Source organism: Aurantiacibacter marinus, from assembly GCF_001021555.1.
GTDB lineage: Bacteria > Pseudomonadota > Alphaproteobacteria > Sphingomonadales > Sphingomonadaceae > Alteraurantiacibacter > Alteraurantiacibacter marinus.
The window spans coordinates 330,962-353,218 of record NZ_LDCP01000001.1 but is presented as its reverse complement, the minus strand read 5'-3'; the positions used below and the strand labels follow the sequence as shown (position 1 = coordinate 353,218).

The following is a 22,257-nucleotide window of genomic DNA, read 5'->3' as shown; positions in this document are numbered from 1 at the left end:
GAACATAGAAAAAGGGCCCCGGTAATCGCCGGAGCCCCTGATCTTAGCGAGGTGTTTGTCAACGCCTAGTAGGCGTGTTCAAATTTGGATGCGTTATTCAGGTCAGTACATTACGCCATAATATGCGTACACGGTGCGCCCGAACTGTTCGTCGAATACGGGCTGCACACCCTTCGCAAACGTTGGTGCCTCCTTGAGCCGCGACTTCTCGATATTGACGACATAGCCATCGCGTTCTGTGTCATAGTCCAGTGCGTCCCACGGGATCGGAAAGTAACTTTCGTTCATCCCGAGAAATCCGCCAAAGCTCATTACCGAATATTCGATCCGGCCTGAACGCTTCCCCAGCATCAGATGTTCGATCCGGCCAAGTTCATCCCCGTCCGTCGAAAATACCTTCGTGCCTTCGACCTTGTCGGATGAAATCAACGTGCTTGTTTCGTCGCGCTCCAATGGACGCGAACGGTCAAACTGTGCGCGGCGGTCAAGTTCTGCCTGGGTGAAATCGGTGCGGTTTTGAAGTGTTTGCTGAGTCATAAAAATGATCTCCTGCTTGGCCGGTGACGGACGCGATCCTGAATGGATGCTTGGTGTCTTGGCGAGCCCGACTCGTCTCCGTTCTTAGGGAGGTGCTCAACCCGGGAAATACCGGGGAGCGGGGTTGCCAGCGTCTGTCGACGTCATCGGCGTGTTCAATATACCAATGGCCGACAGCGCTGATCGTTCCGAGAAAATCCTGATTTTCCCGATATTTGTATTTTAACCAGGGGTATCGGCGCGCAAATCGGCCCATCCCGGATTCTTGCGAAACAGCGCCGCGACGTAGGGGCATTGCGGCACGATGGTGAAGCCTTCGGTGCGTGCATCGTCTATCATTGCTTCGACCAGTTTTTGCGCAATTCCCTGTCCGCGCGCCTCCGGCGGGGTGAAGGTGTGATCGGCAATCCGCGCGTTTCCGCGGGCCTTCCATGTCAGCTCTGCTTTTACGTCGGTGCCCTCTACATCGGTGCGGTAAGCGCCGTGGGTGGTCTCGTTTGTTTTTGTGATTTCAATAGTCGGCATGAATTACTCCTTCTTGCGCCAAACGGACGGTGGGGCCATGGCGTTCCGCGATGCAGTTCTTGTCAGACAATGCCGCCCCGGTGCACCCCCGCGTCTGGAACGCGATGCGCGCCGCCGACGGTGCCGATACGCCGTATGATACCGATGCACTCAGCCGGGAGCTGAACGCGCGCTTTTCTGCTCTGTTCGGGCGCGAGTGTGCGGCACTGTGGGTGGCAACGGGCACGGCGGCGAATTGTCTGGCGCTGGCGACGATGGTGCAACCGCATGGCGGCGTGATCTGTCACGAAGAAGCACATATCGAAATGGACGAATGCGGCGCGCCCGGTTTCTACCTCCACGGCGCAAAGCTGCTGCTGGCGAAAGGCGAAGGCGCGAAGCTGACGCCCGGCGGGATTGCCGATGTGCTCGGCGGGATCACGCGCGGCGTGCACCAGGTGCCAGCGCACGCGATCTCGATCACGCAGGCGAGCGAATATGGCCTCACCTACCGTCCTGAAGAAATCTCTGCGATTGCCGGTCTGGCGCGCGAGCATGATCTTGGCCTGCATATGGACGGCGCGCGTTTTGCCAATGCAGCGGCGCATCTGGAATGCTCTGCGGCGGAAGCTGCGGGACCGGTGGATGCGCTCAGCTTCGGCTTTGTGAAGAACGGCGGGATGGGCGCAGAGGCCATCGTATTCTTCGACCCTGAAAAAGCGGAACTCGTCCGCTGGCGGCGCAAGCGTGCCGGTCATTTACAAAGCAAAGGCCGCTATCTTGCTGCCCAGGTGCTGGCCATGCTGGACGATGATCTATGGCTGGAAAATGCCCGTGCCGCCAATGCTGCCGCAGCTATCATTGCAGACGGCGCGGCGGAACGTCTGGTGCATCCGGCGCAGATCAATGAATTGTTTGTGCAGATGAATGCGGAGGAGCGCGCAGCACTGCGGGCGCAGGGTTTCGCATTTTATGACTGGGGCGATACCTGCATCCGCCTCGTCACCAGCTGGGCGAGCGATCCCGCCGATGCGCACGCTTTGGGCAAGGCCATCGCCTCGCTGTGAGTACGGCCCACACCAATATGCTGACCTGGCGGGTGATCGTCCCTTTCGTGCTGACCGGCACGATCTGGGGATCGACCTGGTTCGTCATCACCGGACAAATCGACGGCGTTCCTGCGGCGTGGTCGGTGTTTTACCGGTTTGCGCTGGCGACGCCTGCGCTGTTCCTTGTCGCGCTGCTGATGAAGCGCCGCCTGCGCCTGGTTCCAGCCGAACACAAACTTGCGATGCTGGTCGGTATCTTTCAATTCAGCGGAAATTTCCTGTTTGTTTACAACGCGGAATTGTATGTAACTTCGGGCATCGTCGCGATGATGTTCGGCCTGCTTATGGTGCCCAATGCTCTGATTGCTCGATTTGTCCTGGGTGAACAGGTTAAGGGCGGATTCTTGCTGGGTAGCGCAGTCGCGATTGTCGGCGTGCTTTTTCTGCTAGTCCATGAATGGCGCGCCAATCCCGACGCGGGCGTTATCGGCGGCAATGTTGCGCTGGGTATCGGGCTGGCGCTGGCGGGCATCATCGCTGCCTCTGTCGCCAATGTGATTCAAGCCAATCCCACCGGGCGCGCTGTGCCGATGGTCAGCCTGCTCGCCTGGGCGATGCTATATGGCACCATCTTCGATTTGGGGTTTGCCTGGCTGACAGCAGGTCCGCCGCCTGTGCCGAGCGGCCATGAATATTGGGCGGGCATTGTCTATCTGGCGCTGATCGGATCGGTTGTGACCTTCCCGCTGCATTACAATCTGGTGCGCGAGATTGGCGCGGGACGAACGGCCTATAATTCGATCCTCACCATTTCTGTGGCGATGTTGATCTCTACGCTGTTCGAAGGATACAAATGGACATGGTTGACGGGGAGCGGGATGGTTCTGGCCGTAGCCGGCATGGTGCTCGCGCTGCGGGCACGAACGCCTAAAGCAGAGAAATAAGACCTTCTCGGTAAGTCGGGTAATTCGGTTGCCAGCCAAGCACCCGCTTCGCCTTGCCATTCGCGACCCGGCGATTTTCTGCATAAAAGCCGCGCGCCATCGGGGAAAGGCCGGCCTCATCCATCGTTTGCAGCGGCGGCGGCTCCTGGCCCAGCAGACGGCAGGCCTCCTCGATCACTTCGTTCTGGCTGCACGGCAAATCATCGCCGAGATTATATGCGCCCGCCGGAGCTTCGCCGGTCATCGCAGCCATGACGCCGGTGGCGATGTCCTCCACATGCACCCGGCTGAAAACCTGCCCGGGTAAATCGATCCGGTGGGCCTTGCCGCTGCGAACGCGGTCGAACGGGTTGCGGCCCGGGCCGTAAATGCCAGGCAGGCGGAACACCTGTGCGCCATGGTCCAGCCAGCGCGCATCAGCCTCTGCCCGCGCCGTGCGGCGTCCGGTGCCGGTGGGGGCGCTTTCATCTACCCAGGCACCCTGTGTGTCTCCGTAGACGCCTGTTGAAGACAGATATCCAAGCCGCTTGCCGTTCAGGCTTTCGGCATACGCATCCAACACAGGATCGCTGTCATCCGCTGGCGGGACCGAGGAGAGGATATATGCGGCCCGCGCAATATGTTCGGTGACATGTGCGGGATCGTCAAAACCGACATCCCCGTCACTGCCCGTGGCGGAAACCTGCCAGCCGAGCGCTTCCGCTTGCGCCTTGATCCGTTTTGCCGTGTAGCCGAGACCGAAAATGAACAGATGTGCCATGTCGTGCGTTTAGCGACTCGACACCCCGAAGATAAGGACCCAAATTCCGCTCATGGACATTGCACGCACCCCATCGACGCCCGAAGGCAATCCCGAAATGGCTGACGCCGCAGAAAGCCCGCATGAACCTGCGGTCATCCGGCGCAGCGATTACAAGCCATTTGCGTGGCGCGTGCCGGAAGTTTCGCTCGATTTCGCACTTGGGCTGGAAGAAACACATGTCACCGCCGTGCTGGCAGTCGAACGCAATCCGCAGGCCGACGCGTCTCCTACGATCCACCTCGACGGTGACGGGCTGGAGCCGCTGACGGTCAAGATTGACGGCGAAGTGGCGACCAGCTGGTCGATGGAAGGCAATGATCTGATCGTCAGCCTGCCGGGTGATGCGCATCAGATCGAAGTGACGACCAAGATCAACCCTTCCGCGAATACTGCGCTGATGGGCCTTTTCGCCTCGGGCGGAATGCTGTGTACCCAGTGCGAGGCGGAAGGCTTCCGCCGGATCACCTTCTTCCCCGACCGGCCCGATGTCCTGTCTGTTTACCGCGTGCGGATGAGCGGGCCGAAGGCGCAATTCCCTGTGCTGCTGTCCAACGGCAATCTCGAGGCTGAGGGAGACGGCGAAGACGGGACGCATTGGGCGCAGTGGCATGACCCATGGCCCAAGCCGAGCTATCTGTTCGCGCTGGTCGCGGGCGATCTGATTGCCAATTCGGACATCTTTAACACAGTATCGGGCCGCGAAGTCGCGCTGAATATCTGGGTCCGTGAAGGCGACGAAGGCCGCACCGGTCACGCTATGGAATCGCTGAAAAAGAGCATGCGCTGGGACGAGGAGACATTCGGGCGCGAATATGACCTTGATCTGTTCAACATCGTCGCCGTCAGCGATTTCAACATGGGCGCGATGGAGAACAAGGGTCTCAACGTCTTCAACACCAAATATGTGCTGGCTGATGAAGACACTGCGACAGACGTCGATTTCGACGGGGTCGAGGGTGTGATCGCGCATGAATATTTCCACAATTGGTCGGGCAACCGCGTCACTTGCCGCGATTGGTTCCAGCTCAGCCTGAAAGAAGGTTTCACCGTCCTGCGCGACCAATTGTTCAGCCAGGATATGGGCAGCGCTCCGGTCAAGCGGATCGAGGATGTGCGGGTGCTACGCGGGGCGCAATTCCCGGAAGACAGCGGCCCGCTGGCGCATCCGATCCGGCCTGACAGCTTCCGCGAGATCAGCAATTTTTACACCGCCACCATTTATAACAAGGGTGCTGAAGTCATCCGCATGATCCGCACGATGGCGGGTGAAGAGGCTTTCCGCAAAGGCACCGATCTCTACTTTGATCGCCACGATGGCGAGGCCGCGACGTGCGAGGATTTCGTGAAAGCCATGGAGGATGGCGCGGGGCTCGATCTCACGCAATTCCGCCTTTGGTATTCGCAGGCGGGCACGCCCAAAGTCTCCGTCAGGCTCACACACGAAGGCGATACCGCCACGCTGCACCTGTCACAAGAAGTGCCGCCAACGCCGGGCCAATCGGACAAGCAGCCAATGCCCATTCCGATCAAGCTGGCGCTGTTCGATAGGGATTCCGGGGAACACCGTGGTGAACAACTGATTACCTTGGACAAGGCTCAAGTTAGCTTGAGCTTTGATGGATTCGCGAAGCCGCCGATTCTTTCGGTCAATCGCGGCTTTTCCGCGCCTATCGTTGTCCACCGGGATATCAGCAGCGATGAACTGGTTTTCCTTGCCGCGCGTGATGACGATCCCTTTGCCCGGTATGAGGCGTTGCAGGATCTGGTCGTCGGTCATTTGAAGGATGCCGTGGATGGATCGCTTGATGATGCCGCTCGCAAAGATGCGCGGCAAGCGATCACCTCTGCCATCGCGGCTGTGCTGGCAGATGATACGCTCGACGACTCAATGCGCGGCGAACTGCTGGTGCTGCCAAGCGAGAGCTATCTTGCAGAAACGATGCTGGTTGCCGATCCGGGCCGCATCCACGCGGAACGCCAGTCCCTGCGTGCCGCCATCGGCAGCGCGCTGGAGCCGGAATTCACCGCAGTCTATCAGCGTGCCTCGCAGGTGCCTTACAGCCTTTCTGCCGAAGCGCGCGGGGCGCGCAAGGTGAAGACGCAGGCCCTGGTCTATCTCGCCGCTGGCAACCCTGATCTTGCCGCCACAATGGCCGCCGCCCAATATGACAGCGCCAACAATATGACGGACCGCCAAGGCGCGATGATGGTGCTGTGCGGACTGGAGGGGATTGAGCGGACTAACAAGCTGATTGATTTCTACAATCGCTATAAAGGCAATGCACTGGTGATCGACAAGTGGTTTGCGCTGCAAGCGGGGTCTATGCATCCTGCGGCGCTTGCCCATGTGAAGGCACTGGCGGACCACCCGGACTTCACCATGAAGAATCCGAACCGGGTGCGCTCCCTGTTCATGGCGATGGCGTACAATCCCCAAGCCTTTCATGCCGAGGATGGCGAAGGATACCGGATGATTGGCGATTTCATTCTGGCACTCGATCCGATCAATCCGCAAACCGCAGCGCGGTTCGTGCCGCAGCTTGGCAAGTGGCGCCGTATTGAACCGGGGCGCTCTGCCCTCATGCGCGAGCAACTCGAGCGGATTGCCGCAGCGCCGGGTCTGTCGCGTGACACGCATGAACAGGTAAGCCGAAGCCTTGGCTGATACGCGCAAAATCCTGCGCGCCGACGGGCTCGCTGCAACGCCGCACGGTTTTTTGGCCGGTGTCGGTTACGAAGGTGAGCCGGATCCAGAGCTGATTTTGCCAGGCGGAAAGCTGGTTTTGCTAGAGCAAGTTCACTCGCCAAAGGCGGTGCTGGTGGATTCCCCGTACCCTGCGGGCGCGCGGCCAGAAGCCGACGCGATGGCGACAGCGACTCCCGGCCTCGTGCTTGGCATTCGCACGGCCGACTGCGCGCCTGTACTGCTCGCAGACAAGGGCGCTGGCGTTATCGGGGCCGCCCATGCCGGTTGGCGCGGGGCACATTACGGCGTGATCGAGGCTGTGGTTCGGCGAATGGAAGAGCTGGGCGCGCGCCGTGATAGCATTTGCGCAGCTATCGGCCCGACTATCGCGCAGGAAAACTATGAAGTCGGCTGGGAGTTCTGCGAACAGTTCGAAGAGCGTCACCAGCGATTCTTCAAGCGGGGCAAACCCGGCAAGTGGCTTTTTGACTTGCCTGCCTATGTCACATGGAGGCTCGAATCGCTGAAGCTGGGATTGGTGGAAGCCCTTGGCCGCGATACCTATGCAGATGAAGGGCAATTCCATTCCTATCGCCGCGCCACGCACCGGGGTGAGGCGCGCGATGGCCGGCAATATTCGCTGATCGGGCTGCCAGAATAACAACCGATTGCTGTTTACGGCCTTTTTCGTGGGGACCATGGCCAAAAGGCGGGTTGGCATGGCGGATTTGCTGGTCTATCAGCCGCGCCAAGATGCCGCGCCGCGCCCGCGTCTTCAGATTATCGACACGGGCGGCGTGGACTAGGTTTTTTCGCGAACCTCAGGCTCCGGTGAGACGGACGCATGGCGGTTCAGCACGCAGGGCAAGGACCAGGCAGGGCAAGCACATGGCAACCACCACAAGCAATCCTGAAGCGAGCGTAGCCGCTGACGCTGTTGGCGAGGACGGCGTCCGTCGCCGCGACTTTATCGAGATCGCCGCCGTTTCGGCTGCCGGTATCGGCGGGTTGATCATGGTTTATCCGCTGGTCAGCCAGATGGCCCCTTCGGCAGACGTTCTGGCAGAAAGCACAACGGAACTTGATATTGGTTCGATCGAAACCGGACAGGCGATCAAGGCGGTGTTCCGCAAGCAGCCGGTTTTCATTCGCCGACTGACACCTGAAGAAATTGCAGCTGCCGATGCAGTCAGCACCGATTCGCTGCGCGATCCACAGACTTTGGCGGAGCGCACGCAGGAAGGGCACGAGGACGTGCTTGTTGTCATGGGTGTGTGTACGCACCTGGGCTGCGTTCCGCTGGGCGCTGCCGAAGGTGAGGACAAGGGCGAATTTGGCGGCTATTTCTGCCCTTGCCATGGTTCGCACTATGATACCGCCGCGCGCATTCGCAAAGGCCCGGCACCGACCAATCTTGCGGTACCGGAATACACCATCACCGACACGACCCTCGTGATCGGCTAAGGCTAAGAAGAGACTTGATATGAGCTTTCCCTGGGCCAAGGAATATGAACCGAAGAACGATCTGACGAAGTTTCTCGATGAGAAACTGCCGTTGCCGCGCTTCGTCTACAATGCTGTCGGTGCTGGCTATCCGGTTCCGCGCAACCTTTCCTATTTCTGGAATTTCGGTGTGCTGGCGGGCTTCTGCCTCATGCTGCAGATCGTAACCGGTGTAGTGCTGGCAATGCATTATGCGGCCAACGCAGATATCGCTTTCAGCTCGGTCGAACACATCATGCGTGATGTGAACTGGGGTTGGCTGATGCGTTACGCGCATGCCAATGGTGCCAGCTTCTTCTTCCTGGTTATCTATATCCACATCTTCCGCGGCTTCTTCTATGCGTCGTACAAGCCGCCGCGTGAAATGATCTGGCTTCTGGGCGTTACGATTTTCCTGCTTATGATGGCTACTGCCTTCATGGGTTACGTTCTTCCATGGGGCCAGATGAGCTTCTGGGGCGCAAAGGTGATCACTGGCCTGTTTGGTGCAATCCCCTTGGTGGGTGAACCTTTGCAGGTGTGGTTGCTGGGTGGCTATGCGCCGGACAATGCCGCGCTGAACCGCTTCTTCAGCCTGCATTTCCTGTTGCCATTCGTGATCGCGGGCTGTGTTATCCTCCACATCTGGGCGCTGCACATTCCCGGCTCTTCCAACCCGACAGGCGTGGAAATCAAGCAGGAAAGCGATACCCTGCCGTTCCACCCGTATTACACGGCAAAGGACGGTTTCGGGCTAGGCGTGTTCCTGCTGCTGTTCTTCAGCTTCGTGTTCTTCCTGCCGAACGTACTGGGTCACCCGGACAATTACATTCCGGCAAACCCGCTTTCGACTCCTGCGCACATCGTGCCGGAATGGTATTTCTACCCGTTCTATGCGATCCTGCGTGCCTTCACTTTTGACTTCATCCTCCCGGCAAAGCTGTGGGGCGTTCTGGCGATGTTTGCATCGATCCTGGTCTGGTTCTTCCTGCCCTGGCTCGACAAGGGTCCTGTTCGCAGCGGCCACTATCGCCCGCTGTTCCGCAAGTTCTTCTGGTTCGGTCTGATCCCGTGCATGGCGTTTCTGTTTTTTCTGGGCGGCGCCCCGGCTGAAGAACCCTATGTGATGATGAGCCAGCTCGCGACAGCATATTACTTCCTGCATTTCCTGGTGATCCTGCCGATCATTTCCTCGATCGAACGGCCCGAACCCATGCCGTACTCGATTACTGAGGCCGTGCTGGGATCGGACAAGAAGGCAGTGCTGGGCGAAAACGCCGAGCCGGTGGCCGTTTAAGCGGTCGGGATTAAGAGAAAGACGACATTATGATCCGCCTCGTTGGTATCCTCATCGGCCTCGGCTTCACGCTTGTGGTACTCGTCTCATTCGGAGCAGGCGCTTATACTGCGGCTACCGAACCGACCGAGAAGCCTGCCTATTATTCCTTCAAGCAGCACCCAGAAGCGCCTGAAGGGGGCTTCCAGTTCGCTGGTGCGATGGGCACATGGGACATCGCGCAATTGCAGCGCGGTTATCAGGTGTACAAGGAAGTTTGCGCGGCGTGCCATTCGCTCAACTATGTGGCGTTCCGTAACCTTGAGCAGCTTGGCTATTCCGAAGCACAGGTAAAGGCAGAGGCTGCAACATGGACCGTTCCCGGCATCAATCCCGATACCGGCGAAGCTGCGACACGTCCGGGCCTCCCGACTGACAGTTTTCCATCGCCTTACCCAAATGCCATTGCCGCGGCGGCTGCCAACAACAACGCCATTCCGCCTGATCTTTCGTTGATCACGAAGGCGCGCGAAGACGGTAGCAATTATGTCTATTCGTTGTTGTCAGGTTATGATGATCCGCAGACTTTCACCAACGAAGCCGGAGAAGTCTTCGCTGAAACAGCGCCGGACTACGTCCCGGGTGTCGGACTGCACTTCAATCCATATTTCTCGAACATCAATCTTGCGATGGCACCCCCTCTCGTCGTCGACAACCAGGTGACCTATTCCGATGGCACCAGCGCGACGGTTGAACAGATGTCTGCCGATGTTGCGGCGTTCCTTACCTGGACTGCAGAACCGAGCATGATTGCGCGCAAACAGACCGGTTGGTGGGTGCTGGCATTTACCTTGTTCGCCACAATCCTTGCATGGTTCGCCAAGAAGCAGGTTTGGTCGGGCGTTAAGCCCAAGCGGAAAGACTAATCAGTATCTTGCGGAGCGCGCTATGACGGCAGATGCCATCAAGGCGCGCATCCGCACGGTCCCTGATTTTCCCAAGAAGGGCATCCAGTTTCGGGATATTACCACGCTGCTCGCTGATGGCGAGGCGTTGGCAATGTCTGTTCAGGAACTGGCCCGGCTTTCCCGGACAGGGCAATTCGACTCCGTTGCCGGGATTGAGGCGCGTGGCTTCATTTTCGGCACAGCGCTTGCAATACAACTCGGTCTTGGATTCATTCCCTTGCGCAAGGGGGGGAAATTGCCGGTTGAAACGATCGGCGAGGACTACAGCCTTGAATACGGCATTGCGCGACTTGAACTGGATCCCAGCCTGATTGCTACCGGAGAACGGGTGCTGCTTGTCGATGATCTGCTGGCAACCGGCGGAACAGCGATAGCCGGCGCAAACCTGCTGCGCCGCGCCGGAGCCGTCGTTGACCGTGCCTTGTTCGTAATCGATTTGCCAGAACTTGGCGGGGCCAAGGCTCTTGCGGCACATGGATTGAACGCAGAGGCCGTGGTCACTTTTGAAGGTCATTGACGCAGCCACACAGTTGGCCGACAAATGCTTCAACCCGGTAGCCTACGAAAAACTCGGGAAAAAAATCTGCCTTCGGGCATTGGATGTAAAAGCGGGGCAGTCCCGCAGGGAGTTTCATGGAACAGCAGGCGATTACAATCGCGCTTGTCGGCGTGCTTGGCATAGGCGCCCAATGGGTCGCGTGGCGGACCGGTTGGCCTGCGATCGTGCTCATGCTCGCGGCGGGGTTCATAGCGGGTCCTGTTCTCGGATATTTCGGTTATCCTCGCCTCGATCCGGAAGCTGCTTTTGGTGATCTTCTTGAACCGATGGTAGGGATCGGGGTCGCAATTATCCTTTTCGAAGGCGGGCTCAGCCTGAATTTTCGAGAATTGAAGAAATACGGCGAAGGTGTCTGGCGGCTTGTCCTGCTTGGTGTGCCGATTGGCTGGGTTCTTGGAACATTGGCCTGTTACTATATTGCTGGCCTCGTCCTCCCGGTTGCCATCCTGTTTGCCGGCATCCTGGTTGTCACAGGACCTACTGTGGTTTTGCCGCTCCTGCGGCAATCGGCCGTACAGCAGCGGCCCGCAGCCCTTTTGAAATGGGAATCGATCGTCAATGATCCGATCGGCGCGCTTTGCGCCGTCGTGGCCTATGAATATTTCCGCGCGACAGCCGACGGTGGCACTGCTTTCGAAGTGGTGCCGCAAATTGCCGTCGCGGCCGTGCTGTCAGGGGCTATCGGCTACCTTGCTGCAAGGCTTGTGGCATGGAGCTTCCCGCGTGGACTGGTGCCAGAATATCTGAAAGTCTCGGTGCTGCTGGTCCTCGTCGTCGGAGTGTTCGTGATCTGTAACAAGATTGAACATGAAGCGGGCCTGGTCGCCGTCACCGTCATGGGCATCGCGCTCGCCAACATGCATATCTCCAGCCTGCGCAGCATTCACCCGTTCAAGCAAAATATCGCCGTGCTGCTCGTATCGGGTATCTTCATCCTGCTGTCGGCTTCGCTCGATTTGACCGAACTGCAATATCTCAACCCGTTCGAGGTCGAAGGGCTGCGACTGTATCTCTTCCTTCTCGCTTTGCTGTTCCTGGTACGTCCGGCGACAATCCTGCTGTCGTTCCTGGGAAGCTCCGTTCCATGGAACGAACGATTGTTCCTCGCCTGGATTGCACCGCGGGGGATTGTGCTGGTCGCCATCAGCGGGCTGTTTGCGCTGCGACTGTCCGATCTGGGCTATGCTGACGGGTCGATCCTTATCGGGCTGAGCTTTGCCGTAGTGGTCGCGACCATTGTGGCGCACGGGTTCTCGGTGAATTTCGTTGCGCGACTGCTCAAGGTGAAAGGCGCATCGCGGCCTGGTCTTTTGATCGCCGGCGCAACCCCGTGGAGCATAGCGCTGGCAGAAACGCTGCATAAGCTGGATACGCCGGTAATGGTCGTCGACTCGTCTTGGCAGCGCCTGAAGCCTGCCCGCGCGCTAGGCCTGCCGACATATCACGGCGAAATCCTGAACGAGGCTACCGAGCACAATCTCGATCTGACCCCGTTCCAGTCACTTGTCGCAGCGACCGATAACGAGGCGTATAACGCCCTTGTCTGTTCCGAATTTGCTCCAGAAATTGGCACGGACAAAGTATATCAGCTTGGCGAAGGTGCCGATGATGAGGATCCACGCGCCTTGCCGGCATCATTGCGCGGCCGAGCGCTGTTCGCTTCCGGCTTTGGTGTCGATGACGTACAACAACGCCAGCAGGAAGGCTGGGTGCTGCGCCGCACCAAGCTGTCCGAACAGTTCAACATCGAAGATGCGCGCGAATCGCTGCCAGATTCGGCAAACATGCTGCTCTTGATGAAACCCAGTGGTGAATTGAAATTCTTCACACACGCCACTGCTCCGGAGCCGCAGCCCGGCGATGCGATCATATCCTTTGCTCCCCCGCGCGAACGGACCGAAGAGAAGGCGGCCCGCAACGCTGATAGAAATGCAGCGCGCAAGGGATCGAAGGACGATTCCGCGGCAGAACCGGCATGACCAACAGGACCCGACCTATGAGCAATCGCCACACTATCGCCCGTTACGCCGCGCTGGCCATTGCTGCCAGCGCGCTGTCCGCCTGCGAATTGCGCCGCGATGACACAAGCGAGGAAGAGCCCTCGCCAGTTGCGAGCGCGGAAGTTCCACTGGCGACGCCGTCACCCAGTGTCAGTGAAAGCCCGGCTGTCTCGATCATTCGAGAGGATGTGGCACCGGTTGAACCGGCAGAAGAACCTTCAGAACCAATTGAAATCACGATACCTTTTCCGGACGGATCCGATATTGACGCGCGGGCTGAACGGATGCTGGCAAGCATCATGCGATCAGACGCGATTGCAGAAGAATGGCCGGTAATCCTGGAAGGGCATACAGATAGTTCGGGCAATGATCAGGCCAATCTGCGCGCGTCGCGCGCGCGCGCCGAAGCGGTTGCCGCCTGGCTTGTGGAGCGCGGTGTCAAAGACAGCCGCATCCGCGTGATCGCGTTTGGAGAGCAAAACCCTGCCGAGCCCAACGCGCGGCCGGATGGTACCCCGAACGAACAGGGTCGTCGGAACAATCGCCGGGTGGAAGTGCGAATAGCGCCGGCATCAGGCCGCGCTGCCACCGCCCCCTCGCCAAATGATGGCGTTGCTGACGAAAGCTAAGGACATCTGACGAAGCGAAGGCTTGACGGGGCGGCCCTGCCGGTGGCATCTGCGCGCCCAACGCGGGTATAGCTTAGTGGTAAAGCTCCAGCCTTCCAAGCTGGCTATGCGGGTTCGATTCCCGCTACCCGCTCCAGCTTTTCTTCAGGCGGGCGCATCCGCGCTCACATCCTCGGCACTGCTCCCTTGGCTCCGTTGCGGGAAGCCTGTGGGCGGCCATTCGGCCCTGTCGGTCGCTTTCCGATCGGTGTTGCGCGCCGCGTTCAAATGACTTCCATATTGTCGATCAATCGAGTGCCGCCGATGCGCGCCGCCACAAACAGCCGGGCGTTGCTGTTGTTTGCTTCCAGAACCTTAATCGAGTCGGCGTCGCGCAATTCGGCATAATCCACACTTGCAAACCCTGCACCCAGCAGCTCGTCCTCAAGCATGGCGAGCGTGGCGTGGACTTCCTGGCTAGCGCCAATGCGTGCAATGGCTTCCCTCATCGCGCGCGGCAGCGTTGCGGCGGCGGCGCGATCCTCAGCCGAAAGATAGGCATTGCGGCTGCTCATGGCGAGGCCGTCTGCCTCGCGTATGGTCGGGACACCGTGAATTCGGTCGACGCTCGGCAATACGAGATCGAGATCGCGCGCCATGCGGCGGATCACGGCGAGTTGTTGCCAATCTTTCTCCCCGAACAGGGCGAAATCGGGCCGGACCTGATTGAACAGCTTGCATACCACCGTTGCCACACCGTCAAAATGGCCGGGCCGGTTTCCGCCGCACAGTCCTGTGCTGACGCCGGACACGCTGATATTGGTCGCATAGCCTGGCGGATACATCACCTCTGCATCCGGCGCCCATAGCAGGGAGACGCCTTCCGCCTCCAACTTGGCAGAATCTTCAGCCAATTGGCGCGGATAGGCATCCAGATCTTCATTGGGCCCGAACTGGCGCGGATTGACGAAGATTGATGCGGCGACATGCTGTCCCACTTTCGCGGCCTCCCGCATCAGGGTCAGGTGGCCTTCGTGCAGCGCGCCCATCGTCGGTACGAGAGCAATCCGCCCGCTCTTGCGCAATTCATCCACAGCTTGGCGCAGTTGCGGCAGGGTGGTCACGGTTTGCATGGGTTAGTCTCTCCGGTAGAACACGATTCCGAGGCTAGCCGCCTCCTCAACCAAGAGAAAGCCCACCAGTGCCCGATTTGCCGATCACTCCCTTGCCATCCGGGCCCCACCGCATCGTATTTGCAAATGAAAAGGGCGGGACGGGCAAATCAACCACTGCTGTGCATGTGGCAGTTGCGCTGGCGTATCAGGGGGCGAAGGTCGCCGCACTTGATCTGGATACGCGGCAAGCCACTTTCTTCCGCTATTGCGAAAACCGCGCCACAACGCAGCTTCGCCGCAATATTGCGTTGCCAGGTCCAGTGTTCGACACCTGCCACGGCGACACGATAGAGGCGCTGGAAGAAGAGGCCGCGCGGCTTTCCGAAGGCGCAGATTTCCTGATTTTCGACACGCCGGGACGCGACGATCCCTTCGCTCGGCATGTGGCTGCCAGCGCCGATACGCTTGTCACCCCAATGAACGACAGCTTCGTCGATTTCGATCTGATCGGGCAAGTCGATGCGGAAACTTTCAAAGTGCGCAAATTGTCCTTTTATGCAGAGCTGATCTGGGAAGCGCGCATCAAGCGCAGCCGTGCCCAGCTGGAAGAACACAGAAGCGAGATGGATTGGGTCGTGGTGCGCAACCGCACCGGCTACACCGACGCGCGCAACCAGCGGCGTATCGAACAGGCACTGACCGAACTTTCCAAACGCGTTGGCTTCCGCGCGGTGCAAGGCTTGTCGGAACGGGTGGTATACCGCGAACTGTTTCCGTCCGGTCTGACCTTGCTGGACAAGGGGCAATTGGGCGAACTGGGCACCAGCCATCTGGTAGCCCGGCAGGAACTGCGCAATCTGGTGCAGAACTTGCGCCTCAAGATGCCGGCAAGGCAGCAGGTCGAAGCGCCAAGTCTGCCAGCCACCAAGCCCGCGCCGGTGCCCGCTTGAGATGTTGAAATTTATTGTTATCGGCGGCGCTCTGCTGCTGTTCTTCCGCTGGATATTCGGACGCTGGCCGTGGCAGCCCAAGGACAGCACCCGCAATCATGCGCTTTCCCGCGCGCGCCGTCTGCTGGGCGTGGAAGCCCGCGCCAGCAGGCCAGATATTATCGCAGCGCACAAGCGGCTTGTCGCAATGGTTCACCCTGATCGCGGCGGATCTAACGAACAGGTGCATGAAGCCAATGCGGCACGCGATCTGCTTCTGGATGAGTTGCCCCGCGAAGTACGCTGAGTTATCGCGCAGCATCTTCGGAAAAGGTGCCTGCTTCTTATGACTTACGACTTCCACCCGACAGTTCTGCGCGAATACGATATTCGCGGTATTATTGGCGAAACGCTCGGGCCGGATGACGCGCGCGCGATTGGCCGCGGGTTCGGCACGCTATTGGTGCGTGATCTGGGGGGCGCAAAGAAGCCACTTGTCGCAGTCGGTTACGATGGCCGGGTCAGCTCACCCATTCTCGAACGTGCCTTGATCGAAGGCCTGACCTCCAGCGGCTGTAATGTGCGCTGCATTGGCATGGGCGCTACCCCGATGCTGTATTATGCTGAAGCCTCAGCCGAAGAGGTGGATGGCGGCATTCAGATAACTGGCAGCCACAATCCCGCCAATTACAATGGCTTCAAAATGGTATTTCGCGGGCGACCGTTCTTCGGCGTCGATATCCAGACGCTCGGCACAATGGCCGCCGAAGGGGATTGGGTCGATGGGTTCGGCGAAGTCGAAAGCGTCGACATCATTGACGCCTATATCGACCGGATGCTGACCGCGCTGGACGGGATCAACCCGGGTACGCTGAGCGGTCTCACCGTGGCGTGGGACGCTGGCAATGGTGCCGCCGGGCCGGCGCTGGAAAAACTGGCCGCGCGCCTGCCCGGAACACATCATCTGCTTTTCACCGAAGTAGACGGAGACTTTCCCAACCATCACCCTGATCCCACTGTTGAAGCTAACCTTGAAGACCTGCGGGCCCTGGTTGCCGAGAAGTCCTGCGACTTCGGAATAGCCTTTGACGGCGATGGCGACCGGATCGGCGCTATCGACGGCGAAGGCCGCGTCATCTGGGGTGATCAACTACTAATGATTTACGCCGAAGACCTCCTGGGGAATCTACCTAATTCGACCATTATCGCCGATGTGAAGGCCAGCCGCGCACTGTTTGACCATGTCGAAAAGCACGGCGGCAAGCCGATTATGTGGAAAACCGGCCACTCGCTGATTAAGTCCAAAATGAAGGAAGTTTCTTCGCCTTTGGCGGGCGAGATGAGCGGGCATGTGTTTTTCGCAGACACTTATTACGGCTTTGATGATGCGCTGTACGCCGGGATTCGCCTGATCGCCGCCGCGGCGCGGCTGGGCAAATCGGTGACGCAGCTGCGCGGCGAAATGCCTGCCATGCTCAATACGCCCGAATTGCGATTTCAAGTGGACGAAAGCCGCAAATTTGCCGCGATTGGCGAAATCGCCGCGCGCATTGCTGCCAGCGACGCGGTGGCTGACACGACTGACGGCGTGCGGGTGACGAACGCGGACGGATGGTGGCTGCTGCGGGCATCCAACACGCAAGACGTGCTGGTTGCCCGCGCCGAAAGCGATACGCAGGAAGGATTGGACCGCCTGCTGGCCCAGATCGACCGGCAATTGCAATTGAGCGGACTGGAACGTGGTGAAAGCGCCGGGCACTGATAGAGTCAAAATCTTGAAGAGCTGGCTCATCGCGGCCGGATACGCTGCAACTATGGACAAATTCCTGGAAAGCGTCATTCTCTCCTGAATTGGGGGGACTTCATGGCAAGCATAGCACTGGCCGGTGATCGGCTTATTCTTACACGCAGCAAGCCGTTACGGCTTCTGACGTTGTTTTTGTTCTACTTTACGCAGGGTTTTCCGCTCGGCGTGTTCTTTTACGCAGTTCCGGCGTGGATGGCTGCCGGGGGTGCCGGTACGGCGGAAATCGCCACTGTAGTGGCTGCTGCGAACCTTCCATGGACGCTGAAGCTGATCGATGGCTTCATCATTGATCGCTACACCTATCTCCCTATGGGCCGACGCCGCGTCTGGATCATAGGTGCACAATCGCTGATCACACTTAGCTTCCTTGCGCTGGCGTTGTTCAATCCTGTGCCGACCGAAGTCACACTGATTGCGGCCATGGCCTTTGCCGCGAATGTCGCGGTCACTTTCCAGGATGTCGGCATAGATAGCCTCGCTGTGGACATAATGGAGGAGGAAGAGCGGTCGTACGCGGCCAGCATGATGATGGCATCGCAACTTCTCGGTCTAGCCCTTGCGACCTGGGCTGGCGGGCAGCTGTTCGAGGCGTTCGGCCTGCCGATAGGCATTGCTATCCTGTCCATCGTACCGGCAACGGTGATGCTTTACGGGATCGCCATTCGGGAGCGTGGGGGAGAGAAGCGGCTGCCCTGGACCAGCGGTCAAAGCCACCGGGAAAATCTGGAGGTCCAGGTGGATGCATGGCGGCCGTTGATCAAGGGTGCGGCGCTGGCCATGATCCCCTTGCTCAGTATCATCCTTATCCCGGTGATGGCCTCGCGTTCAGTAGCCTATGGCGTGATAGAAGCCTATTTCCCCGAACTCTTCACCCAGCAGGCCGGTTGGACGATGAGCGAGTATACCGACCTCATCTCGCTATCGTCATTATTCAGCGGAATACTTGGGCTGGTTTTGGGCGGCTATGCGGTTCAGAAGATCGGCACACAGCGCGCACTCATCGTGGCAATTTTCGGTTGCGCGGCACTGCCAGCCGCATTCGGACTGCTGCCCGGACTGTGGGCGGAAACGTGGTTCCTGCGCAGCTACGTATTCGCATTCGATCTACTCGCCTTCTTTGTCTTGGCGAGTGCCATTCCCCTATGCATGCGGATGTGTGTGCCGGCCGTCGCGGCAACGCAGTTCACCCTCTACATGGGACTGGGCAATTTGGGGCGACCTGTCGGCAATGCGATGGCCGCCTGGGCTGACGGAATCGGCCAACCGACTCTGATGTTCTTCGGCGCATCCGCAGTATGCGCCGTGTCCGGCACGGCGCTGCTCTTCGTTCGCTATCCGCGGCGCGAATCCATTCGCAAGGCGGTTGCCCAAAAACTGGTGCAGGGCGAAGGCATAGTGCCCCGCCGCGATTAAAATCAGGGCGCTGCATCAGATTCAGGCCGTTCCCTAAAGTGGCTTCCTCTGCGACAAGGGGTTATGATTCCTTGCCGAATTCCTGCTTCATCCGTGTGCCCTTCAAATCAGATCGCGAGTGCGGCACATATTGCCTCGTGGCCCCGTCACACCCGTGCAAGAAAATGCATAGCCGGATGAGCGAGCCCGGCGTCCCCCCGGAGATCACGGCGTGGTTCAAAGGGCGCGGATGGCGCGTCCGCCGGCATCAGGCCGAAATGCTGGGCACAAGTGATGCAGGCAAGCACGCCATGCTGGTGGCCGACACGGGCGCGGGCAAGACATTGGCAGGATTTCTGCCAACGCTCGCTGCGTTCTGCCCCTCGCGCATTGGTGATGGCGCGCCTCCCGCAGGCCTGCACACACTATACATCTCGCCGCTGAAGGCCCTGGCGCATGATGTGCAGCGCAACCTGATCACTCCGGTGGAGGAGATGGGGCTGGACCTGCGCATTGAGACGCGCAGCGGCGATACATCGTCCGACAAAAAGAAGCGGCAACGCAGCAAGCCGCCGAATATCCTTCTGACAACGCCGGAAAGCCTCTCTCTGCTGCTCAGTTACCCTGAAAGTTTTGAGTTGTTTGCTGGGCTGAAGCGTGTGGTGGTGGACGAAATCCACGCCTTTGCCACGCAGAAACGCGGTGATCTTCTGGCGCTGTCGCTATCCCGCCTTCAGGCCATTGCCCCAGATATGCAGCGCGCGGCGCTTTCTGCCACAGTCGCCGATCCTGAATCCTTCGCTGCTTGGATCGCGCCGTGGGGAGACATGGATGCCGTCGATTTGGTGCGAGGCGAACAAGGTGCCGAGCCGGAGGTTGAAATCCTGCTGCCCGTTGAAGAGCGGGTGCCGTGGGGCGGCCATGCGGCGACATGGGCGATTCCCCAGCTGTATGAGCGTATCCGCAAGAACAATACGACGCTCGTTTTCACCAATACCCGCTTTCTGGCCGAATATATCTTCCAGAACCTGTGGGATGCGAATGACGACAATCTGCCCATTGGCATCCATCATGGCTCGCTATCAAAAGAAGCCCGCCGGAAGGTCGAAGACGCTATGGCGCGCGGCGAGCTGCGGGCGCTGGTGTGCACGGCCAGCCTCGATCTGGGGGTAGATTGGGGCGATATTGATCTTGTGGTGCAGATGGGCGCGCCCAAGGGGTCCAGTCGTCTGCTCCAGCGGATAGGGCGCGCCAATCATCGGCTCGACAGCCCCAGTCGCGCGTTGTTGGTGCCCGGCAACCGCTTCGAGTTTCTCGAGGCTACTGCGGCGATGGATGCCGTCGACGAAGGCCAGCGCGATGGCGAAGATTTCCGCCCGGGCGGTCTGGATGTCCTGGCCCAGCATGTGATGGCCTGCGCCTGCGCTGCACCGTTTGAAGAGCGTGCGCTGTTGAATGAAGTGCGATCTTGCTGGCCCTACGCTCAAGTGGATGATGCCACCTGGATTCGGGTTCTCGAATTTGTGGCGACCGGGGGATATTCGCTCAAGGCTTATGACAAGTTCAAGCGTATCACCCGCGACAAGGACGGCACATGGCGGCTGACCCATCCTGATCAAGCTTACCGGCACCGGATGAATGCGGGCATCATTATTGATTCAGAGATGTTGGAGGTGCGCTTTCGCAACGGGCGTTCGCTTGGCCGGGTGGAGGAGCGCTTTGGCGCCGGCCTGAGGCCGGGAGACACATTCCAGTTCAGCGGCGTAAATGTTGAGGTCGAGCAGATCAAGGACATGGAACTGATCGTGCGCGCCAGCAAGAAGTCCGCGATGATCCCTTCCTACGGTGGCCTTCGCCTGCCGCTCACCACCCATCTGGCGGAGCGTGTGCGCGGATTACTGACCAACCGCGCAGGATGGTCCCGCTTCCCCGATGATGTGCGCGAATGGTTGGAGGTACAGGATTGGCGCAGCCAGATGCCGGGGCCGGACAATTTGCTCGTGGAAAGCTTCCCCCATGCGAAGCGGCATTATACGGTATATTATACTTTCACCGGCTGGAACGCGAACCAGTCGCTCGGCATGCTGATTACGGCCCGGATGGAAGCTATGGGCCTGATGCCCGGTGGTTTCGTGGCCAATGATTACTCACTGGCAGTGTGGGGGCTGAAGCCGGTGGAGGATCCGCGGCCGCTACTATCGCCCGATATCTTGACCGACGAATTCATAGACTGGGTGCAGGATTCGCACCTGCTGCGCCGTGCCTTTCGCGAAGTCGCTGTGATCGGTGGATTGGTGGAGCGGCAGCATCCTGGCAAACGCAAGAGCGGGCGCCAGGTCACTTTCAGCACCGACCTTATCTACGATGTGCTGCGCAAGTATGAACCCGATCACGTGCTGATCGAGGCGGCCTGGGCCGATGCGCGGGCGCGGATGACTGATATCGGGCGGTTGGGTGATCTGCTGGATACTGCGGAGGCAAGGCTGGAGCACGTTGTCCTCGATCGTGTCAGTCCGCTAGCGGTGCCGGTAATGGTAATGATCGGGCGCGAGTCCGTGCCTCAAGGCGGGGCCGATGATGAATTGCTGCTGGAGGCGGAGACGCTGGCAGGCGCTGCCATGCAGGTGGAAGGTTTGCCCGAGGGGCTGGAATGAAATCAGTATCCGCTGGGCATATCGCAATCCCGACGCTGGAAAGTCGGCAATTCTGAAGGCTGTGGACTTTCATATTGACGATAAAGTGGAGCGTTCGAGAAGCGGAAGCAGCGATCGAGCAGCTGCTTTTCACGCAAGAGCGCTAGCACATGTGCCGCGCTTTCGTATGATGCGTCTCCATCGGGTTCGAACCATAATGCAGGTTGCGGAAATTCGACCATCGTTTGATCGAGCAACTTGCTGAGTTCGCCTTCGCTGACTAATTGCGAATTCCAATAAAGAGTTCCGTCTCGCGCGATAGAAAGTCTGTTACCCACTGTAGAAAGCGACCCCAGATCGCCACTCATCGTCGGCAAAGGCAAGTCGACCAGAATCGCGTGGGCAGGATTGGTGTAAACAGCCATCACCATTGTCGCGCTGATCAGCCAGATCGCCGCCAATGGTGCAAATGAGGGCCGCCAGATCGGCTCGCCATGATCGAAAGGAGGCTGGTGCCTGCTGCGACGATTATTACTCCGCATGGAAGGAGCGGTACTGATGGTTTCGGTCAAAGGCAAAGCGGTGGATATTGGCCTCCCCTAGCAATTGGAGGACCTGCACGGCATCGTTTTAGCTGGTGCTCGCATCGGGTTCGAAACGAATAACCGTCTCCTCTGGGCCGGCCGCGGCCAGCGCGAGACGGGCTTTCAATTCAGGACGGTTCACCTGCTGGCCATTCCATAGCAGCGCGCCTGTGCGGGTTATTGCCAAGGCAATCTCTTGCGTGTCCGTTGTCTGGCGGTCACCCACTGGCAGATCTGCTTCGAGCAGACGGGATCTAATGGCCATGCGCTTCCCCTTTCGCTAACAACGCTGCGCCGGAATGTGATAGGATAACATCACGTCCGAAGGGGTATGTCAAATTGTCAATCGGGGCTTGGGCGAGGCTGAGGCGGGCCACATCGC

General features: G+C 59.2%; 21 protein-coding genes and 1 tRNA gene. 16 read left to right on the top strand and 6 right to left on the bottom strand.

Annotated features, from left to right (window positions below; translation table 11 throughout):
- Window positions 1-102 precede the first annotated feature (102 nt).
- Together AB731_RS01720 and AB731_RS01715 are read right to left on the bottom strand one after the other, a co-directional pair.
- Window positions 103-537 (bottom strand): PRC-barrel domain-containing protein, encoded by a 435-nt coding sequence (locus AB731_RS01720; RefSeq protein ID WP_082126307.1) that lies wholly within the window; start codon window positions 535-537, stop codon window positions 103-105.
- Between the two features lie 222 nt (window positions 538-759).
- The gene (locus tag AB731_RS01715) at window positions 760-1,062 is read right to left on the bottom strand and encodes a GNAT family N-acetyltransferase (protein ID WP_047092673.1); all 303 of its coding nucleotides are present in this window, start codon (window positions 1,060-1,062) and stop codon (window positions 760-762) included.
- Between the two features lie 50 nt (window positions 1,063-1,112).
- On the opposite strand from AB731_RS01715, the gene AB731_RS01710 reads away from it, so the two are divergent.
- Together AB731_RS01710 and AB731_RS01705 are read left to right on the top strand one after the other, a co-directional pair.
- Window positions 1,113-2,108, top strand: coding sequence for a threonine aldolase family protein (locus tag AB731_RS01710; protein WP_047092674.1), 996 nt, complete (start codon window positions 1,113-1,115; stop codon window positions 2,106-2,108).
- A 17-nt stretch (window positions 2,109-2,125) separates the two neighbouring features.
- A complete protein-coding gene (locus AB731_RS01705; protein WP_047093164.1) occupies window positions 2,126-3,034 on the top strand; it encodes a DMT family transporter in 909 nt (302 codons plus the stop codon).
- Here AB731_RS01705 and AB731_RS01700 read toward each other — a convergent pair.
- Window positions 3,018-3,794 (bottom strand): Rossmann-fold NAD(P)-binding domain-containing protein, encoded by a 777-nt coding sequence (locus AB731_RS01700; protein ID WP_047092675.1) that lies wholly within the window; start codon window positions 3,792-3,794, stop codon window positions 3,018-3,020. The two genes, AB731_RS01705 and AB731_RS01700, sit on opposite strands and share 17 nt — an antisense overlap.
- A 52-nt stretch (window positions 3,795-3,846) precedes the next feature.
- Between AB731_RS01700 and pepN the strand changes: the two genes are divergently transcribed.
- From pepN to AB731_RS01655, 9 genes are all read left to right on the top strand, one after another.
- The gene (pepN, locus tag AB731_RS01695; protein ID WP_047092676.1) at window positions 3,847-6,501 is read left to right on the top strand and encodes an aminopeptidase N; all 2,655 of its coding nucleotides are present in this window, start codon (window positions 3,847-3,849) and stop codon (window positions 6,499-6,501) included.
- Window positions 6,494-7,183, top strand: a complete 690-nt coding sequence (gene pgeF / locus AB731_RS01690; protein WP_047092677.1) for a peptidoglycan editing factor PgeF — start codon at window positions 6,494-6,496, stop codon at window positions 7,181-7,183. Before pepN ends, pgeF begins: the two co-directional genes overlap by 8 nt.
- A 227-nt stretch (window positions 7,184-7,410) precedes the next feature.
- Window positions 7,411-7,986 (top strand): ubiquinol-cytochrome c reductase iron-sulfur subunit, encoded by a 576-nt coding sequence (gene petA, locus AB731_RS01685; RefSeq protein ID WP_047092678.1) that lies wholly within the window; start codon window positions 7,411-7,413, stop codon window positions 7,984-7,986.
- A gap of 19 nt (window positions 7,987-8,005) precedes the next feature.
- Window positions 8,006-9,301, top strand: coding sequence for a cytochrome b (locus tag AB731_RS01680; RefSeq protein WP_047092679.1), 1,296 nt, complete (start codon window positions 8,006-8,008; stop codon window positions 9,299-9,301).
- Window positions 9,302-9,330: 29 nt separating this feature from the next.
- Entirely contained in the window at window positions 9,331-10,206 is an 876-nt protein-coding gene (locus tag AB731_RS01675; RefSeq protein WP_047092680.1) for a cytochrome c1, read from the top strand.
- A gap of 22 nt (window positions 10,207-10,228) precedes the next feature.
- The gene (locus AB731_RS01670; RefSeq protein ID WP_047092681.1) at window positions 10,229-10,765 is read left to right on the top strand and encodes an adenine phosphoribosyltransferase; all 537 of its coding nucleotides are present in this window, start codon (window positions 10,229-10,231) and stop codon (window positions 10,763-10,765) included.
- 116 nt (window positions 10,766-10,881) lie between these two features.
- A complete protein-coding gene (locus AB731_RS01665; RefSeq protein ID WP_047092682.1) occupies window positions 10,882-12,786 on the top strand; it encodes a cation:proton antiporter in 1,905 nt (634 codons plus the stop codon).
- A gap of 17 nt (window positions 12,787-12,803) precedes the next feature.
- Window positions 12,804-13,436, top strand: coding sequence for an OmpA family protein (locus AB731_RS01660; RefSeq protein ID WP_052768905.1), 633 nt, complete (start codon window positions 12,804-12,806; stop codon window positions 13,434-13,436).
- 62 nt (window positions 13,437-13,498) lie between these two features.
- Window positions 13,499-13,572: transfer RNA gene (locus AB731_RS01655), tRNA-Gly, on the top strand.
- Between the two features lie 127 nt (window positions 13,573-13,699).
- Here the strand turns inward: AB731_RS01655 and panC are convergent.
- Complete coding sequence (gene panC, locus AB731_RS01650; protein ID WP_047092683.1) at window positions 13,700-14,548, bottom strand: pantoate--beta-alanine ligase; 849 nt, start codon at window positions 14,546-14,548, stop codon at window positions 13,700-13,702.
- 92 nt (window positions 14,549-14,640) lie between these two features.
- On the opposite strand from panC, the gene AB731_RS01645 reads away from it, so the two are divergent.
- The 5 genes from AB731_RS01645 to AB731_RS01625 all read left to right on the top strand — a co-directional run bounded on the left by AB731_RS01645 (window position 14,641) and on the right by AB731_RS01625 (window position 21,312).
- A complete protein-coding gene (locus AB731_RS01645; protein ID WP_082126305.1) occupies window positions 14,641-15,480 on the top strand; it encodes a division plane positioning ATPase MipZ in 840 nt (279 codons plus the stop codon).
- A 1-nt stretch (window position 15,481) separates the two neighbouring features.
- The gene (locus tag AB731_RS01640; protein WP_047092684.1) at window positions 15,482-15,766 is read left to right on the top strand and encodes a J domain-containing protein; all 285 of its coding nucleotides are present in this window, start codon (window positions 15,482-15,484) and stop codon (window positions 15,764-15,766) included.
- 39 nt (window positions 15,767-15,805) lie between these two features.
- The gene (gene pgmG, locus AB731_RS01635) at window positions 15,806-17,221 is read left to right on the top strand and encodes a phosphoglucomutase/phosphomannomutase PgmG (RefSeq protein WP_047092685.1); all 1,416 of its coding nucleotides are present in this window, start codon (window positions 15,806-15,808) and stop codon (window positions 17,219-17,221) included.
- Window positions 17,222-17,323: 102 nt separating this feature from the next.
- Complete coding sequence (locus AB731_RS01630) at window positions 17,324-18,679, top strand: MFS transporter (RefSeq protein WP_047092686.1); 1,356 nt, start codon at window positions 17,324-17,326, stop codon at window positions 18,677-18,679.
- A 176-nt stretch (window positions 18,680-18,855) separates the two neighbouring features.
- The gene (locus tag AB731_RS01625) at window positions 18,856-21,312 is read left to right on the top strand and encodes a ligase-associated DNA damage response DEXH box helicase (protein ID WP_047092687.1); all 2,457 of its coding nucleotides are present in this window, start codon (window positions 18,856-18,858) and stop codon (window positions 21,310-21,312) included.
- Between the two features lie 2 nt (window positions 21,313-21,314).
- Here the strand turns inward: AB731_RS01625 and AB731_RS01620 are convergent, their stop codons facing one another.
- Together AB731_RS01620 and AB731_RS01615 are read right to left on the bottom strand one after the other, a co-directional pair.
- Window positions 21,315-21,833 (bottom strand): ExbD/TolR family protein, encoded by a 519-nt coding sequence (locus AB731_RS01620; RefSeq protein ID WP_047092688.1) that lies wholly within the window; start codon window positions 21,831-21,833, stop codon window positions 21,315-21,317.
- 88 nt (window positions 21,834-21,921) lie between these two features.
- Window positions 21,922-22,140, bottom strand: a complete 219-nt coding sequence (locus AB731_RS01615) for a hypothetical protein (RefSeq protein ID WP_047092689.1) — start codon at window positions 22,138-22,140, stop codon at window positions 21,922-21,924.
- Window positions 22,141-22,257 lie beyond the last annotated feature (117 nt).

What these genes read in the sequence shown, in the direction of transcription:
- AB731_RS01720 (WP_082126307.1), bottom strand. Translation starts at nt 537, where the DNA reads ATGACTCAGCAAACACTTCAAAACCGCACCGATTTCACCCAGGCAGAA.
- AB731_RS01715 (WP_047092673.1), bottom strand. Translation starts at nt 1,062, where the DNA reads ATGCCGACTATTGAAATCACAAAAACAAACGAGACCACCCACGGCGCT.
- AB731_RS01710 (WP_047092674.1), top strand. Translation starts at nt 1,113, where the DNA reads ATGCAGTTCTTGTCAGACAATGCCGCCCCGGTGCACCCCCGCGTCTGG.
- AB731_RS01705 (WP_047093164.1), top strand. Translation starts at nt 2,126, where the DNA reads ATGCTGACCTGGCGGGTGATCGTCCCTTTCGTGCTGACCGGCACGATC.
- AB731_RS01700 (WP_047092675.1), bottom strand. Translation starts at nt 3,794, where the DNA reads ATGGCACATCTGTTCATTTTCGGTCTCGGCTACACGGCAAAACGGATC.
- pepN (WP_047092676.1), top strand. Translation starts at nt 3,847, where the DNA reads ATGGACATTGCACGCACCCCATCGACGCCCGAAGGCAATCCCGAAATG.
- petA (WP_047092678.1), top strand. Translation starts at nt 7,411, where the DNA reads ATGGCAACCACCACAAGCAATCCTGAAGCGAGCGTAGCCGCTGACGCT.
- AB731_RS01680 (WP_047092679.1), top strand. Translation starts at nt 8,006, where the DNA reads ATGAGCTTTCCCTGGGCCAAGGAATATGAACCGAAGAACGATCTGACG.
- AB731_RS01675 (WP_047092680.1), top strand. Translation starts at nt 9,331, where the DNA reads ATGATCCGCCTCGTTGGTATCCTCATCGGCCTCGGCTTCACGCTTGTG.
- AB731_RS01670 (WP_047092681.1), top strand. Translation starts at nt 10,229, where the DNA reads ATGACGGCAGATGCCATCAAGGCGCGCATCCGCACGGTCCCTGATTTT.
- AB731_RS01665 (WP_047092682.1), top strand. Translation starts at nt 10,882, where the DNA reads ATGGAACAGCAGGCGATTACAATCGCGCTTGTCGGCGTGCTTGGCATA.
- AB731_RS01660 (WP_052768905.1), top strand. Translation starts at nt 12,804, where the DNA reads ATGAGCAATCGCCACACTATCGCCCGTTACGCCGCGCTGGCCATTGCT.
- panC (WP_047092683.1), bottom strand. Translation starts at nt 14,548, where the DNA reads ATGCAAACCGTGACCACCCTGCCGCAACTGCGCCAAGCTGTGGATGAA.
- AB731_RS01640 (WP_047092684.1), top strand. Translation starts at nt 15,482, where the DNA reads ATGTTGAAATTTATTGTTATCGGCGGCGCTCTGCTGCTGTTCTTCCGC.
- pgmG (WP_047092685.1), top strand. Translation starts at nt 15,806, where the DNA reads ATGACTTACGACTTCCACCCGACAGTTCTGCGCGAATACGATATTCGC.
- AB731_RS01630 (WP_047092686.1), top strand. Translation starts at nt 17,324, where the DNA reads ATGGCAAGCATAGCACTGGCCGGTGATCGGCTTATTCTTACACGCAGC.
- AB731_RS01625 (WP_047092687.1), top strand. Translation starts at nt 18,856, where the DNA reads ATGAGCGAGCCCGGCGTCCCCCCGGAGATCACGGCGTGGTTCAAAGGG.
- AB731_RS01620 (WP_047092688.1), bottom strand. Translation starts at nt 21,833, where the DNA reads ATGCGGAGTAATAATCGTCGCAGCAGGCACCAGCCTCCTTTCGATCAT.
- AB731_RS01615 (WP_047092689.1), bottom strand. Translation starts at nt 22,140, where the DNA reads ATGGCCATTAGATCCCGTCTGCTCGAAGCAGATCTGCCAGTGGGTGAC.